Below are 14324 nucleotides of genomic sequence, written 5' to 3'. Positions count from 1 at the left end.
CGTTGATCACACCCGTCGCATCTCAGGCGAGACACGACAAGGGCTTCCCGTCGTTGTAGGTGATCATGTCCAGCACGGCGGTGACCAGGTCGATCGGCGCGCCGAGGGGCTGCCCGTCGAGTTCGGCGTAGGCGCGGTGCAGGTTGCCCACGATGCGCTCGGCGTCCAGCAGCCCCGCCCACTCGCCCAGGTCCGTCTCCCTGGCCGTCTCCAGCGGCGTCAGCCCCGCCTCCTTGCCCCGCCGGGCGGTCTCCTGCACGAAGCGCAGATAGCCCTCGACCGGCTCGTACGCCTCCGGCCCGCACACCTCGCCGTGCCCCGGCACGATGGTCTCCGCCCCCAGCTCCCTGAGCTGTTCGACCGCCCGCAGCGCACCGGCCACCGAGCCCATCAGCACGAACGGCGTCCCGCCGTTGAAGACGAGGTCACCCGAGAACAGCAGCCGCCGCTCCGGGATCCACACGTAGGAGTCGTTGGTCGTGTGCGCGGCGTGCCCGACGTGCCTGACCTCGCAGCGCAGGTCGTCGGAGTGCAGGGTGACCCGGTCGGTGAAGGTGAGGAACGGCGGCGCGATCTCCATCTTCCCCCACTCGACCTCGGGCGACCACGCGGCGCGGTAGGCGGGGACGCCGTCGGCGATGATCTGCTCGCGTACGCCCTCGTGCCCGACGATCGTGGCCTCGGGGAACAGCCAGTTGCCGAACGTGTGGTCCCCGTGGTGGTGGGTGTTGACCAAAGTGGTGATCGGCCGGTCGCTGACCTTGCCGATGGCCTCGCGGAAGGCCCGCGTGCGGCGCTCGGTCGAGCAGGCGTCGACGACGACGACGCCGCGCCGGCCGGCCAGGAACCCGGTGTTGTTGATCCACCAGCTCCCGTCAGGCTGGAGATATGCGTACACGCCGTCCGACACCTCCTCGATGCGCGGAGGAGGCAGGGGATGGTCATGTGAAGACGAACTCATGGCCGGGACGTTACCCGTCCCCGGATCCGGTGACTGTGTCCGGGCCGACACAACGACGGCCGGGCGCCCGCACGGATGCGGGCGCCCGGCCGGTGTGACTGCCGCGGGTGGCAGAGGTGGTGGTCCTAGAAGGCTTCCTCGGGGAGCTCCATGAGCTCCTGGCCGGTGGAGGCGAGCACGCGCCGCTCGGCGGACAGCCGGGGCAGCACGGTCTTGGCGAAGAACGAGGCGGCGGCGACCTTGCCCAGGTAGAACGGGTCCTCGTCCTCGGTCAGCTTGGCCAGGGCCACCTCGGCCTGGCGCAGCAGCAGCCAGCCGATGACCAGGTCGCCCAGCGAGAGCAGGAACCTGGTGGTGTTCAGGCCGACCTTGTAGACCTCCTGGGGCACCTCCAGCGAGCCGAGCGCCCAGCCCGCCATCGTGTCGCCCATGGCCTTGACCTCGGCGGCGGCCTCGGTGAGCAGCTTGCGCTCCTCCTTGAGCCGGCCGTTGCCCGCCTCGGAGCCGGCGAACTCGTTGATCTCGGCCAGCAGCGAGCCGACCGCCGCGCCCTGGTTGCGCAGGATCTTCCGGAAGAACAGGTCGAGGCCCTGGATCGCGGTCGTGCCCTCGTACAGGGAGTCGATCTTGGCGTCCCGGATGTACTGCTCGATCGGGTACTCCTGCAGGTAGCCGGAGCCCCCCAGCGTCTGCAGGGAGCGGGAGAGCAGCTCGTACGACCGCTCCGACCCGACGCCCTTCACGATGGGCAGCAGCAGGTCGTTCATCTGCTGGGCGTGCCGGTCGTCCGGGTCGATGAGCAGGGTGTCCTGGAACGTGGCCGTGTAGAGCACCAGCGCCCGCATGCCCTCGGCGTACGCCTTCTGCAGCATGAGCTCGCGCCGCACGTCCGGGTGGTGGGTCACGGTCACCCGGGGAGCGGTCTTGTCGGTCATCCTCGTCAGGTCGGCGCCCTGCACGCGGGCCTTGGCGTACTCCAGGGCGTTCAGGTAGCCGGTGGAGAGCGTGGCGATGGCCTTGGTGCCGACCATCATGCGGGCGTGCTCGATCACCATGAACATCTGCTTGATGCCCTCGTGCGCGTCGCCGACCAGCCAGCCGATCGCCGGGTGCTTGTCGCCGAAGGTCAGCTCGCAGGTCGTGGAGACCTTCAGGCCCATCTTCTTCTCGACGTTGGTGACGTAGACGCCGTTGCGCTCGCCGAGCGCGCCGGTCTCGAGGTCCACGTGGTACTTCGGCACCAGGAACATCGACAGCCCCTTGGTGCCGGCGCCGTGGCCCTCGGGCCGGGCCAGCACGAGGTGGAAGATGTTGTCGGACATGTCGTGCTCGGCGCTGGTGATGAAGCGCTTGACGCCCTCGATGTGCCAGGTGCCGTCGGGCTGCTGGACCGCCTTCGTCCGCCCGGCGCCCACGTCGGAGCCCGCGTCGGGCTCGGTGAGGACCATGGTGGCGCCCCAGTTGTGCTCGATGGCCAGCTCGGCGAAGCGCTTCTGCTCCGGCGTGCCCACCTTCCACAGGGTGTAGGCGAAGTTGGGGCCCGCGGCGTACATGTAGAGCGCCGGGTTCGCGCCGAGCACCATCTCGGCCGTGGCCCAGGCCAGGCTTCGCGGGATGCCCGGGCCGCCCAGCTCGGCGGGCAGGTCGAGGTGCGCCCAGCCGCCCTCCACCAGCGCCTTGTAGGACTTCTTGAAACCTTCGGGGACCTTCACGGAGCCGGTGGCCGCGTCGAACACGGGCGGGTGCCTGTCGCCCTCTTCGAAGGAGTCGGCGAGCACGCCGGTGGAGAGCCGGCTCATCTCGTCCAGAACGCTGCGGGCGACATCCTCGTCCACTTCGGCGAATGGCCCTGTGCCGAGGATCTCGCGTCTCCCGAACACCTCGAAAAGGTTGAATTCCAGGTCACGCACGTTGCTCTTGTAGTGGCCCATGGGCGTCGATCTCCTTGAACCGAGGCTTCTGTACTGGTGAGTAACCTTACTCTGAAATGCTACCCGCGGGTAACCCAGGCTATGCATGGCATGCTCGTCTCCATGGACGCCGAAGAACTCGCCGCACGATGGCGAGAGCGACTGGAATCCTGGGCGATTCCGGACGAGATCCTGGCCAAGGCTCCCGTGGACCCGTGGAGTCATTCGCCCGAAAGGTTCGGCACCCGTACCGACAGGGCGCTGACCGAGCCTGACGACGGACCGACCATGACCCGCCTGTCCGAGGGCCTTCCCCACAAGGGCACGCTGCTCGACGTGGGCTCCGGCCCGGGGGCCGCGTCCCTGCCGCTGCACGGGCGCATCGGGCATCTCTACGCGGTGGACACCTCGGCCTCCATGCTGGAGGGGCTGACGGCCCGGGCGGAGAAGCTGGGCGTGCCGGTGACGACGGTCGTGGGCCGCTGGCCCGACGTGTCCGACCAGGTCCCGATGGCCGACGCGGCCGTGGCGGCGCACGTGGTCTACAACGTGCCCGACCTGGCCGACTTCCTGCGCGCGCTCGACGCCCGTACGCAGGGCAGGGTGGTCCTGGAGTTGCCGCACCGCCATCCCATGAGCTGGATGGCGCCCCTGTGGCAGCACTTCCACGGCGTGGACCGGCCGGTGCGGCCCATCGCGGAGGACTGCGTGGCGCTGGCGGCGGCGCTCGGGTTCGCGGTGCGGGTGGAGGAGAGGGAAGCCCCTCTGGAACGTTTCACGTCGCTGGAGGAGCTGGCCGCCAGCGCGTGCCGGCGGGTCTGCCTCGATCCCGCCAGGGCCGATGAGATGGCGGCGACGGTGCTGGAGCTCGGCATGTGGCCGGTGCCCCGTGACCGGTGGGTCACGATCTGGTGGGAATGATCGCTCTACCTGCGACGTTCACTCAGATGAGCTGAAAAGACTCCCGGACGAGACGCGCCGTACCCGGAACGCCAAGACGACGCACCGTGTCAGTCTCGTCTTCAGGGAGTCGCATCGTGGCGTGGATCGTCCTTTTCCTGGCCGGCGTCTTCGAGGTCGCCATGGCCCTTTCGCTCAAGCTCAGCAACGGCTTCACCCATCTGTGGTGGGCCCTGTCGTTCCTGGTCACGGCCGTGCTGAGCTTCGGGCTGCTCTCGTACGCGCTCAAGTCGCTCGAGGTGGGCACCGCGTACGCCGTCTGGACCGGCGTCGGCGCGGCGGGCACCGCGATTCTGGGCATGATCGCCATGGGGGACGAGGTGTCGCTGCCCCGGCTCATCTCCATCGCCCTGATCCTGGCCGGCGTCATCGGGCTGCGAACACTGGCTTGACGCCTTTGGTGGTGTCGCGATTGGGTGGCCTCATGATCGAGATTCATGCCGTCACCATCGACGCCGCCGACCCCTACGAGATCGCCAGCTGGTGGAGCAAGGCCACGGGCCTGCCCCTGGGCGAGGGGGACCAACCGGGGGACGACGAGGTCATGCTGCGTACGAAGCAGGATCCGTTCCTGCTGTTCATCCGCGTGCCGGAGGGCAAGACCGTCAAGAACCGGGTGCACCTCGACGTGAACGGCACCGAGGGCAGGACTCGTGACCAGGAGGTCGAGCGGCTGGTCGGGCTGGGCGCGACGGTCTTCGACGATCTGCGCAAGCCCGACGGCACCGGCTGGGTCACCATGCTCGACCCCGAGGGCAACGAGTTCTGCGTCTGCAGGAGCCAGGCCGAGAGGGAGGCCACCGCGGGTTGATCGGGGGTCACTGGCCCGATCGCGCTCGTCCCTGCATCGTGAGCGTCAGGATGCCGGCGATCAGGTAGACGAGCGCGCCGTGCCACAGGGCGTCGAAGGCCGAGCCGAAGACGCCCTCGCCGTCGAGCACGAGCTGCACCGGATAGTCCAGCACGGCCGTGATGCCGGCCGGCAGGAGCGCGAACTTCCACGGATGCTTGAGCGACCAGAGCCGGGCCTGGCGGGTGACCCGGTCGCCCTCGTTCGGCTTGGAGACCGAACCGATGGCGGCGATCAGGGCGAACAGGCTGACGCCCAGGCCCAGGGCCCACACCAGGTCGCCGCCACCGGTGAGCACGCCCATGCCGAAGCTGGCGGCGGACACGACACCGCCGCCGATGGCGGCGGTCTTCCAAGGGGCGCCCCGGAGAGCGGCGCCGGACAGCGAGACCTCATCGCGTCGACTGATTTCGTTCATACCGTCATGCTGCCTTTTGTCCCACCCTGGGGGCATCGGGGACGGACCCTGAACTGTCCCTGACATGATTCGGACATGAGGGAAATCGACATTGTGCAGCTCGGTCCGGACGAAGGCGCGCGGCTGCGGGAGGTTCGCCTGCGCGCGTTGCGGGACTCGCCGGACGCGTTCGGGTCCTCGTACGGCCGCGAGGTCGAGTTCCCGCCCGAGAAGTGGGCGGAGCGGCTGGCGAACCCGGACGCGCGCTACTGGGTGGCCACGCGCGACGGCGCCGACGTGGGAATGGTGTGCATGATGCTGGAGGAGCCGCGGCACGCGCACGTGCTGTCCATGTGGGTCGCGCCCGAGGCCAGGGGCGCGGGCGTGGGCTCCCGGCTGGTGGACGCGGGCGTCGAGTGGGCCAGGAGCGCCGGCGCCGAGGAGGCCGGCCTCTGGGCCGTGGACCAGAACCACGCCGCCCGCGCCCTCTACGCGCGCAAGGGCTTCACGCCCAGCGGCAAGGTCATGGCCCTGCCGTCGAACCCCGCCCTCATGGAGTCCCACTACCTGCTGTCGCTGATCTTCCGGCCGGCGCGCAGGGAGGACGTGCCGGCCATCGTGGTGCTGCTGGCCGACGACCCCCTGGGTGCCGCGCGGGAGGGCGACCCGGGTGACGAGCGGTATCTGGTCGCGTTCGAGCGGATCGACGCCAACCCCGCCGACGAGCTGATCGTGGCCGAGGTCGACGGCAAGGTGGTGGGGACGATGCAGCTCACGTACCTCGCCGGGCTGTCGCGGCTGGGGGCCGAGCGGTGCCTGATCGAGGCCATCCGGGTCGCCGCCTCGACCCGGGGTCAGGGGCTGGGCCGCAGGATGATCACGTGGGCGATCGGCCGGGCGCGGGCGCGCGGCTGCGCGATGGTGCAGCTCACCTCCGACAAGTCCCGTACGGACGCGCACCGCTTCTACGACTCGCTCGGCTTCACCGACTCCCACGTGGGCTACAAGCTGGCCCTGTAGGCCGTCCCCGGAAGGATGCGCGGGCGGCGGGTGCGGGGCCGGTCAGGGGGCGTACGGGGTGAGCTCCACCAGGTTGTCGTGGAAGGCGGGGCCCCGCCCCATGTCCGCGTCGCGCTCGGCCACGACGGCGTTCGGGTTGGCGCCGCCGGGGGTGAGCTTGGGCCAGTGGCCCTTCGTCGAGGCCACCACCCCGGCCGACACCCGGTCGCTGATCTCCACGTCGGCCAGGAACTCGCCGCCGTCGTTGCGCACGCGTACGCGCTGGCCGGCCACCAGCCCGCGGTCGGCCGCGTCGGCCGGGTTGACCAGCACCACCGGGCCCTTGGCGCGGCGCCGCAGCTCCGGGTTGTTGCCGAAGGTCGTGTTGAGGAACGTGTGCGAGGCGGGCGTGACCAGCGCCAGCGGGTACGGCGAGCGCCCCGCCGCGGCGGCCGTGTGCGGCGGCACGTACGCCTGCCCGGCCGGAGGGAAGCGCAGCCGCCCGGAACGCGTCGGGAAGCCCTCGGCGAACGGCGCGAAGGGGCGCGGGTAGTTCAGCCGTACCCAGCCCTCCTTGCGCAGCCGGTCCAGCGTGATGCCCTCCAGCGACGGGTGCCCGCTCGTCAGGAGCTGCTCGGCCAGCTCCAGGTCGGAGTCGAACAGCGACGGCTCCGTCATCCCCATGTGCGCCGCCAGCCGCCGGAACGTCTCCGTCGTGGACAGGCACTCGCCCGGAGGCTGCACGGCCTGCTCGTTCCACAGCAGGTAGAGGTGCCCGTAGCCGGCGTGCAGGTCGTGGTGCTCGGTCTGCATGGTCGCGGGCAGCACGATGTCGGCGTAGTCCACGGTGTCGGTCGGGAAGTGCTCCATGACCACCGTGAACAGGTCCTCGCGGGCCAGTTGCCGCTTGATGGCGTTGGAGTCGGGGGAGGAGCCGGCCGGGTTGGCCGCGTACACCCACAGGCACTTCACCGACTCGAGCTGCGAGGCGATCTTCGTCATGACCAGCGTGCGCACCGGCGCGGCCAGCAGGTCGTCGCGCCTGTCGACGTTGAGGTGCACGTGGTCGCTGGTGGAGAAGGCCATGCCACCGCCGGGGTGGCGCCAGTCGCCGGTGACGCCGGGGATCGCGGCGATCGTGCGCAGCGCGGCCCCGCCGCCCGCGTGCCGCTGGAGTCCGTGGGTGGCGCGCAGCGCGGTCGGGCGCGTGTGGGCGAGCCTCGTCCCCAGCCTGTGGACGGCCTCGGCCGGGATCCCGGTGATCTCCGCCACTCGCTCGACCGGGTGGCGCAGGATCTCCTCGCGGAATTCGGCCCAGCCCTCGGTGTGCTCGGCCAGGAACTCCTCGTCCTGCGCGTTCTCCGCCAGCACGACGTTGAGCAGCCCGAGCGCGAGCGCCCCGTCGGTGCCCGGCCTGATCGCCAGGTGCTCGTCGGCCTGGTCGGCGGTCCTGGTGCGGATCGGGTCGATGGCGACGACGTGCGCGCCGTTCGCGCGGGCGTCCTGGATGAACTTCCACAGGTGGTGCCCGCTGGTCAGCGTGTTCGTGCCCCAGAGCAGGATGAGCTTGGAGAGCGCGAAGTTCTCCGGATCCATGCCGGCCGCGGTGCCGTTCGTCCGCCGCAGGCCGCTGTTGCCGGCCGCCGAGCAGATGTTGAGCCAGTGCTTGGAGGCGCCCAGCAGGTTCCAGAACCGGCGACCGGCCACGCCCTCGCAGCCCTGCAGGTAGCCCAGCGTGCCGGTGCCCAGGTACGGCCAGATCGCCTCGCCGCCGTGCTCCTCGACGATGCCGCGCAGCCGTACGGAGATCTCGTCGAGCGCCTCTTCCCAGGTGATCCGCTCGAACTGGCCCGAGCCCTTCGGCCCGGTGCGGCGCATCGGGTGGAGGATGCGGTCGTCGGCGCGGGTGTGCTCCAGGTAGCGGTTGACCTTCACGCAGAGCGCGCCCCTGGTGTAGGGCTGGTCGGGGTTGCCGCGCATCTTGACGGCCCGGCCGTTCTCGACGGTCACCACCCATGAGCAGGTATCCGGGCAGTCCAGCGGACAGGCCCCCAAAACCCTCAATTCACCCGACATGGGTCACAGCTTACGTCTACGCGTCTACAACAATTCGGAGGTGAACAGTGGGAACTCCAGCGTGTAGCCTGCCCGGTGCGACTACTGCGGGGACGATTGAGGACACTGGAAGTTAGAGATCGTACGGTCTCGGCCGGGAAGGTGCAGAATCGCTGTCGGTGGCCGATATCAGGGAACGAGATGACACGGAGGACCTCGCGGAGGGGGATCCAGCCGTGGCTGAGTCACGCGCGGAAACCGACGTCTACGTCGTAGAGCCGCTGCTGCCCCAGCGCCTGCGCCGTCCGTCCGACCTGTTGCGCTTCTTCGCCACGCTCATCGTGCTCGGCGCGGTCATCCTGCTCGCCCTGGTCGCCAAGCAGACGCTCATCGGGCTCGAGGCCGACGTCAAGGAGGGCGCGGAGCTCGTACCGCTGCTCAGCAGGATCGCCGCGTTCCTGGGCGGGGCGGCCGTGCTCATCGTGCCCGTGGCCTTCGCCGTCGAGCGGGTCTTCCACCGCGACGGGCTGCGCGTCGCAGAAGGGCTGATCGCCGCCATCGTGGGCATGGCCGGGTCGTTCCTGCTCGGGCAGTGGCTCGTCGCGGGCAACGTCGACGACCTGCGCGTGCTGCTCACCGGCGACAGGACGATCGAGCCGCTCAACACGCTGCTCACCTCGGTGATCGCGTACGCCACCGCCGTCCGCATCTCCCGCCGCCCCACCTGGCGGATGCTGATGTGGGCCACCATCGCGCTCTACATCCTGGCCTTCTTCTCCGGCCGCCAGATCACGATCCCCAGCGCCATCGTCACGGTCCTGGTGGGCATGGCCATCGGCTACGCCACCCTGTACGGCGTCGGCAGCCCCAACACCAGGCCGGCGGGCAGCGCCGTGGTGGCCGCGCTGCGCAAGCTGTCGTTCGCGCCGATCTCCGCCCGCCGCATCGAGGACGACCACCAGGGCAGCCGCCGCTACGCCATCGGGCTCAAGGACGGCTCCAGCCTCGACGTCACCGTGCTCGACCGCGACCGGCAGGTGGCCGGGCTGCCGTACCGGCTGTGGCGGCGCTTCCGGCTCAACTCCGAGACCAAGCGCCGGGCGATCAGGTCGCTGCGGGCCGAGCTCGAACGCGAGGCGCTCATGGCGTACGCGGCCCAGGCGGCCGGCGCCAGCACGCCGCGCCTGCTCGGCACCAGCGAGATCGGCACCGAGGCCGCGCTGCTCGCCTACGAGCACATCGAGACCCGCCCGCTCGACGAGGTGCCCGACGCCGAGATCGACGACGAGCTGCTCGCGCAGATCTGGGAGCAGGTCGAGCTGCTGCAGATCCAGCGCCTGGCGCACCGCAGGCTCACCGGCGACAGCATCCACCTCGACCGGTCGGGCCGGGTCGTGCTCACCGACGCGCGCAGCGGCGAGGTCGCCGCCGGAGACCTGCTCCTGCGGCTCGACGTCGCCCAGCTCCTCACCTACCTGTCACTGCGCGTGGGCCCCGAGCGCTCGGTGCGCGCCGCGGCGGCCGTGATGGGGCCCGACGCGCTGGCCGCCGCCATGCCGCTGCTCCAGCGCATCGCGCTGACCAGAGAGACCCGCGCGGCGCTGGCGAAGGCCAAGAACGTACTGCCGGGCATCCGCGAGCACATCGTCGCGCTCAAGCCGCAGAGCAAGGTCGAGGAGATCCGCCTCGAACGGTTCCGCCCGCGCACCCTGATCACGATCATCGCCAGCACGCTGGCCGCGTACATCGTGCTCTCCCAGCTCAGCCAGGTGGACGTCTACCACGTCCTCACCACGGCCAACTGGGCCTGGTCGGGGCTGGCGCTGGTGGCCTCGTTCGCCAGCTTCGTGGCGGCCGCGCTGATGCTGCGCGGCTTCGTGCCCGAGCACCTGCCGCTCTGGCGCACGGTGCTCGTGCAGTTCGCCTCCTCCTTCGTCAAGCTGGTCGCGCCCGCCGCGGTGGGCGGTGTCGCGATCAACACCCGCTACCTGCAGAAACGCGGCATCACGCCGGCCAGCGCGGTGGCCAGCGTGGGGGCCTCGCAGCTCATCATGCTGGTCTTCCACATCTCGCTGCTGGCGCTGTTCGCCTACATCACCGGCTCCAACACGGCCACCTCGTTCACGCCGTCGCGCGGGCTCGTCCTGGTGCTGCTCGCGGTCGCGGTGCTGGTCGTGGCGGTGCTCGGCGTGCCGCCGCTGCGCCGCCTGGTGACCTCGCGGCTGCGCAAGCTCTTCTCGAACGTGCTGCCCAGGCTGCTCGACGTGCTGCAGTCGCCGCGCAAGATGATCGAGGCGTCCTTCGGCACACTCATGATCACCCTCATGTTCGTGCTGTGCCTGGACGCCTGCATCGCCGCGTTCGGTTACGAGATCAGCTTCACCGCCGTGGCGGTCGTCTTCCTCACGGCCAACGCCATCGGCTCGGCCGCGCCCACACCGGGCGGTCTGGGCGCGGTCGAGCTGGCGCTGGTGGGCGGCCTGGTGCTGGCCGGGGTGCCCAAGGAACTGGCCACCTCGGCCGTGCTGTTGTACCGGCTGCTCACCTTCTGGCTGCCGGTGCTGCCCGGCTGGGCCGCCTTCACCTACCTCCAGCGGTCCGAAGCCCTGTGATCTTGTCTATGGCCTGCAGCTCGTCCTCGGTGAAGGCCGGGCCGTCCACGCACGCCACGTTGTCCTCCAGTTGCCTGACGCTGCTGGCCCCGATCAGCACGCTCGTCACCCGCGGATCCCTGAGCGTCCACGACAGCGCCATCTGGGCCAGCGTCTGCCCCCGGGCCCCGGCGATCTCGTTGAGGTCGCGCGCCAGCTCCCGGTCGATCTTGTCCTCGCTCAGGAACCTGCTGGTGGCCGCGCGCGAGTCGGCCGGCACCCCGTCGAGGTAACGGTCGGTCAGCAGCCCCTGCGCCAGCGGCGAGAACACGATGCAGCCCATCCCCGCCTCCTCCAGCGCGTCCAGCAACCCGCCCTCGATCCACCGGTTGATCATGGAGTAGGACGGCTGGTGGATGAGCAGCGGGGTGCCCAGCTCGCGCATGATGCGCGCGGCCTGGGTGGTCTGCTCGGCCGAGTAGTTGGAGATGCCCGCGTACAGCGCCTTGCCCGAGCGCACCGCCCGGTCCAGCGCGCCCATGGTCTCCTCCAGCGGCGTCTCCGGGTCGGGACGGTGGCTGTAGAAGATGTCCACGTAGTCCAGGCCCATGCGCTGGAGCGACTGGTCGAGGCTGGCCAGGACGTATTTCCGCGAGCCCCACTCGCCGTACGGGCCGGGCCACATGTCGTAGCCGGCCTTGGTGGAGATGATCAGCTCGTCCCGGTACGGCAGGAAGTCCTCGCGCAGGATCCGGCCGAAGTTCCGCTCCGCCGAGCCGTACGGCACGCCGTAGTTGTTGGCCAGGTCGAAGTGCGTCACCCCGAGGTCGAACGCCCGGCGCAGGATCGCCCGGGAGTTCTCGATCGGCCGGTTGTCGCCGAAGTTGTGCCACAGGCCCAGCGACACCGCGGGGAGCTTGAGCCCGCTGCGCCCGCTGCGGTTGTACGGCTGGCGCTCGTAGCGCCCCTCGTCGGCCTGATATGTCATGACGTGCCCCTCTCAATGATCCAGGAGAGCGCGAATGCCTCTTCCCGCCAGGCGTCGTAACGCCCGCTGCGCCCGCCGTGCCCCGCGCCCATCTCCGTCTTCAGCAGGAACGGCCCGCCGCTCGCGGTCGCCCGCAGCCTGGCGATCCACTTCGCCGGCTCGTGGTAGAGCACGCGCGTGTCGTTCAGGCTCGTGATCGCCAGGATCGGCGGGTACGGCCGGCCGTCCACGTTCTCGTACGGTGAGTAGCTCTTCATATACGCGTATACGTCGGGGTTGTGCAGCGGGTCGCCCCACTCGTCCCATTCGATCACGGTCAGCGGGAGCGACGGATCGAGGATGGTGTTCAGCGCGTCCACGAACGGCACCTCGGCCACGACACCCGCGAACTCCTCCGGCGCCAGGTTCGCCACCGCGCCCATCAGCAGACCGCCCGCCGAGCCGCCTCTGGCGATGACCCGCTCGCTCCAGCCGGTCGCCTTCAGGTGCCTGGCCGCGGCCACGAAATCGGTGAACGTGTTGCGCTTCCTGGTGAGCTTGCCGTCCTCGTACCAGCGCCGGCCCATCTCACCGCCGCCCCGCACGTGCGCGACGGCGAACACGAACCCCCGGTCGAGCAGCGACAACCTCGGGACGGAGAACCCGGGGTCGATCGAGGTCTCGTAGCTGCCGTACCCGTACAGGACGGTCGGCGCGGGCTTCGCCGCGTCCTTGCGCTTGACGATGGACACGGGGATCTTCGTGCCGTCCTCGGCGACGGCCCACTCGCGGAACTGCTCGTAGTCGTTCGCGTCGTAGCCGCCCAGCACCGGCCGCTGCTTGAGCAGGATCAGCTCGTGGGTGTCCAGCTCGTAGTCGTACACGCTGGGCGGGGTGACCATGCTGGTGTACGCCAGCCGCAGCCGCCGGGTCGTGAACTCCGGGTTCCCGGCCGGGCCGACGTCGTAGAGCGGCTCGGGGAAGTCGATCTCGTACGCGTTCCGCTCCGACGCCTCGACCCGCTCGCGCCAGGTCTCCCCGGCGGAGCTGTAGGGGAGCACGCGCAGGCCGGTCAGGCCGTCGCGGCGGAAGTGCACGACAGCGTGGTCGGAGAACGCGTCGATCTCCAGGAGCCTGGTGTCGTCCCTGTGCGCGATCAGCGGGGTCCAGGAGGCCGGGTCGTCGAGCGGGGCGGTGGCCAGCTCGAAGTTCTCGGCGTTCTCGTTGTGGAGCACGTAGAAGAAGTCGCCCGCGTGCTCGACGCCGTACTCGACGCCGGTCGTCCTGGGACGGACCACCCGGAACTCGCCCGTGGGGTCGTTGGCGTCGAGGATGCGCACCTCGCTGGTGATCTTGCTGCCGGCGCCCAGCACGAGGTAGCGCTCGCTGCGGGTCAGCCCGATGCCCACCCAGTAACGCTCGTCGCTCTCCTCGTAGACCAGCACGTCTTCCTGGGTGCCGAGGGTGTGCCGGTAGACCTGGTAGGGACGCCAGGCGTCGTCGACGCGGGTGTAGAAGAACGCCGAGCCGTCGGCCGACCAGGCGCCTCCGTAGAAGATGTCGGCGATCTCGTCGGGGAGCAGCTCGCCCGTCTCAAGGTTCTTGAACCTCAGCGTGAAACGCTCGTCGCCCTTGAAGTCGGTCGAGTAGGCCAGCATCGTCCCGTCAGGGGTGACGGAGCTGGTGCCGATCGAGAAGAACGGGCTGTCGCCGGCGAGCTCGTTGCCGTCGAGGATCACCTGCTCCCGTTCGAGCCGCACGCCCGGGGTGATCTCCGGGGGCGCGTCGCTGTCGGCGGGGACACGGCAGGAGACCGCGTACTGCTTGCCCTCCTCGGTGCGGGTGAAGTACCACCACGCGCCCTTCCGGCTGGCCACCGACAGGTCGGTTTCCTGGGTGCGGCCCTTGATCTCCTGGAACACCTGCTCCTGGAGCTCGGAGAGGTGAGCGGTCTCCTGTTTGAGAAAGTCGTTCTCCGCCTCCAGATAGGCGGTGGTGTCTGGATCTTCCTTGTTGCTCAGCCAGGCGTACTCGTCGATGACGGTGTCGCCGTGATGGGTGCGCTCCGTAGGGACCTTCTTCGCCACTGGCGGCGTGTTACTGCTCACGGGGGGAGTCTATGTTCGGTCGTGATCGTTCTGTTGCCGGAGAACGCGGCGAAGCGGCACGAGAGGTCGGGAGCGCTGCTAATCTTTAGGAGCCGACGCGGTGCGGCGCAACCCTCCTCCTTCACTCCGGTGACTTTGGTGTGTTGTGGCGTGGTCGCCGGCAATCCCTTCAGACTCGCGGGTCCGGAGATCGATTCGCAGATCGGTCAACGTGCTGGTAAGTTAGAGGGGTTGTCTCCGAAAGGGGGCGCGGCTTAATTTCTGCAGGTCGAGCGGGTCCGGTCAATTTGACAGGGACTTGAACGGCTGAAAGAATTAAGACACAACGAACGAAGCACAACAAAACGAAATGAGCGCCTCCGAGCGGGGACCGCGTGAGTGGTTCTGGTGAGGGTGTACGCGTCCGTTTCTTGAGAACTCAACAGTGTGTTAAAAGCCAGTGCATGATGCACAACCCCGTCATGGATTGATTGTGACGGATTCCTTTGGTTGATGTCCATCGTGGATGGATGTTGGCCAGGATGAT

11 protein-coding genes and 1 riboswitch are annotated in these 14324 nt (G+C 69.4%); of the genes, 5 read left to right on the top strand and 6 right to left on the bottom strand.

Annotated elements, in window-relative coordinates:
* Positions 1-22: 22 nt before the first annotated feature.
* Both ACTWPW_RS11645 and ACTWPW_RS11640 read right to left on the bottom strand, forming a co-directional pair.
* Positions 23-961, bottom strand: coding sequence for an MBL fold metallo-hydrolase (locus ACTWPW_RS11645; RefSeq protein WP_375118001.1), 939 nt, complete (start codon positions 959-961; stop codon positions 23-25).
* 125 nt (positions 962-1086) lie between these two features.
* A complete protein-coding gene (locus tag ACTWPW_RS11640) occupies positions 1087-2892 on the bottom strand; it encodes an acyl-CoA dehydrogenase (RefSeq protein WP_375118002.1) in 1806 nt (601 codons plus the stop codon).
* Positions 2893-2994: 102 nt separating this feature from the next.
* Between ACTWPW_RS11640 and ACTWPW_RS11635 the strand changes: the two genes are divergently transcribed.
* The 3 genes from ACTWPW_RS11635 (at position 2995) to ACTWPW_RS11625 (ending at position 4642) form a co-directional block, all read left to right on the top strand.
* On the top strand, positions 2995-3792 hold the full coding sequence (locus ACTWPW_RS11635; protein ID WP_375118003.1) for a class I SAM-dependent methyltransferase: 798 nt from the start codon (positions 2995-2997) through the stop codon (positions 3790-3792).
* Positions 3793-3817: 25 nt separating this feature from the next.
* Positions 3818-3878: riboswitch (guanidine-III (ykkC-III) riboswitch) on the top strand.
* A 30-nt stretch (positions 3879-3908) separates the two neighbouring features.
* Positions 3909-4223: a DMT family transporter gene (locus ACTWPW_RS11630; protein WP_375118004.1), complete on the top strand. Its 315-nt coding sequence runs from the start codon at positions 3909-3911 to the stop codon at positions 4221-4223.
* Between the two features lie 32 nt (positions 4224-4255).
* Positions 4256-4642, top strand: a complete 387-nt coding sequence (locus ACTWPW_RS11625; protein WP_364124418.1) for a VOC family protein — start codon at positions 4256-4258, stop codon at positions 4640-4642.
* A 7-nt stretch (positions 4643-4649) separates the two neighbouring features.
* On the opposite strand, the gene ACTWPW_RS11620 is transcribed toward ACTWPW_RS11625, so the two are convergent.
* Positions 4650-5099 carry a hypothetical protein gene (locus ACTWPW_RS11620; RefSeq protein ID WP_375118005.1) on the bottom strand — a complete coding sequence of 150 codons (450 nt, stop codon included), beginning with the start codon at positions 5097-5099 and terminating at the stop codon, positions 4650-4652.
* A gap of 75 nt (positions 5100-5174) precedes the next feature.
* Between ACTWPW_RS11620 and ACTWPW_RS11615 the strand changes: the two genes are divergently transcribed.
* Positions 5175-6098, top strand: a complete 924-nt coding sequence (locus ACTWPW_RS11615; RefSeq protein ID WP_443168688.1) for a GNAT family N-acetyltransferase — start codon at positions 5175-5177, stop codon at positions 6096-6098.
* A 42-nt stretch (positions 6099-6140) separates the two neighbouring features.
* Here the strand turns inward: ACTWPW_RS11615 and ACTWPW_RS11610 are convergent, their stop codons facing one another.
* Positions 6141-8153 (bottom strand): molybdopterin-containing oxidoreductase family protein, encoded by a 2013-nt coding sequence (locus ACTWPW_RS11610; RefSeq protein WP_375118006.1) that lies wholly within the window; start codon positions 8151-8153, stop codon positions 6141-6143.
* Between the two features lie 215 nt (positions 8154-8368).
* Here ACTWPW_RS11610 and ACTWPW_RS11605 point away from each other — a divergent pair, with 215 nt between their 5' ends.
* Entirely contained in the window at positions 8369-10744 is a 2376-nt protein-coding gene (locus ACTWPW_RS11605) for a lysylphosphatidylglycerol synthase transmembrane domain-containing protein (RefSeq protein WP_375118007.1), read from the top strand.
* Here the strand turns inward: ACTWPW_RS11605 and mgrA are convergent.
* Together mgrA and ACTWPW_RS11595 are read right to left on the bottom strand one after the other, a co-directional pair.
* A complete protein-coding gene (gene mgrA, locus ACTWPW_RS11600; protein ID WP_443168687.1) occupies positions 10713-11711 on the bottom strand; it encodes an L-glyceraldehyde 3-phosphate reductase in 999 nt (332 codons plus the stop codon). The two genes, ACTWPW_RS11605 and mgrA, sit on opposite strands and share 32 nt — an antisense overlap.
* Complete coding sequence (locus ACTWPW_RS11595) at positions 11708-13798, bottom strand: S9 family peptidase (protein ID WP_443168686.1); 2091 nt, start codon at positions 13796-13798, stop codon at positions 11708-11710. The genes mgrA and ACTWPW_RS11595 overlap by 4 nt, the downstream gene beginning before the upstream one ends.
* Positions 13799-14324: the final 526 nt, after the last annotated feature.

Source organism: Nonomuraea sp. KM90, assembly GCF_052246675.1.
Taxonomy (GTDB): domain Bacteria; phylum Actinomycetota; class Actinomycetes; order Streptosporangiales; family Streptosporangiaceae; genus Nonomuraea.
This window is presented reverse-complemented; position numbering and strand designations above follow the sequence as displayed.

Bases quoted from the DNA above. Each gene is read 5' to 3' on its own strand.
- mgrA (WP_443168687.1), bottom strand. From the start codon at position 11,711: ATGACATATCAGGCCGACGAGGGGCGCTACGAGCGCCAGCCGTACAAC.
- ACTWPW_RS11615 (WP_443168688.1), top strand. From the start codon at position 5,175: ATGAGGGAAATCGACATTGTGCAGCTCGGTCCGGACGAAGGCGCGCGG.
- ACTWPW_RS11640 (WP_375118002.1), bottom strand. From the start codon at position 2,892: ATGGGCCACTACAAGAGCAACGTGCGTGACCTGGAATTCAACCTTTTC.
- ACTWPW_RS11610 (WP_375118006.1), bottom strand. From the start codon at position 8,153: ATGTCGGGTGAATTGAGGGTTTTGGGGGCCTGTCCGCTGGACTGCCCG.
- ACTWPW_RS11625 (WP_364124418.1), top strand. From the start codon at position 4,256: ATGATCGAGATTCATGCCGTCACCATCGACGCCGCCGACCCCTACGAG.
- ACTWPW_RS11620 (WP_375118005.1), bottom strand. From the start codon at position 5,099: ATGAACGAAATCAGTCGACGCGATGAGGTCTCGCTGTCCGGCGCCGCT.
- ACTWPW_RS11635 (WP_375118003.1), top strand. From the start codon at position 2,995: ATGGACGCCGAAGAACTCGCCGCACGATGGCGAGAGCGACTGGAATCC.
- ACTWPW_RS11645 (WP_375118001.1), bottom strand. From the start codon at position 961: ATGAGTTCGTCTTCACATGACCATCCCCTGCCTCCTCCGCGCATCGAG.